Source organism: Bacteroides caecigallinarum (assembly GCF_016901995.1).
GTDB classification, from domain to species: Bacteria; Bacteroidota; Bacteroidia; order Bacteroidales; family Bacteroidaceae; genus Phocaeicola; species Phocaeicola cellulolyticus.
Map to the genome: position 1 here is coordinate 1 of NZ_JACJLE010000210.1, position 243 is coordinate 243.

Annotated in this window: 1 protein-coding gene; it reads left to right on the top strand. The window is 48.6% G+C overall.

What is annotated here, in order from left to right; all coding sequences use genetic code 11:
• Nucleotides 1–243, top strand: a 243-nt coding sequence (locus H6A61_RS15665) for a PD-(D/E)XK nuclease domain-containing protein (protein ID WP_204394820.1), incomplete at both ends; no start/stop codon positions are given.

Genomic DNA, 243 nt, shown 5'->3' on the forward strand with positions numbered 1-243 from the left:
ATACGGGAATGGATAATTCGGAGGCTACGTTCGGAATCATGAATTTCGTGAAGGATATTGAAAGCGGAGACACTGACGCTTTCATGAAACGACTGACGACTTTCTTTGCCGACACTCCGTACGAGCTGGCACGCGACCTGGAGCTGCACTACCAGAACGTGATGTTTATTCTGTTCAAACTGCTGGGATTCTATACGCAGGCGGAATATCATACCTCGGAGGGAAGGATTGACATGGTGGTGA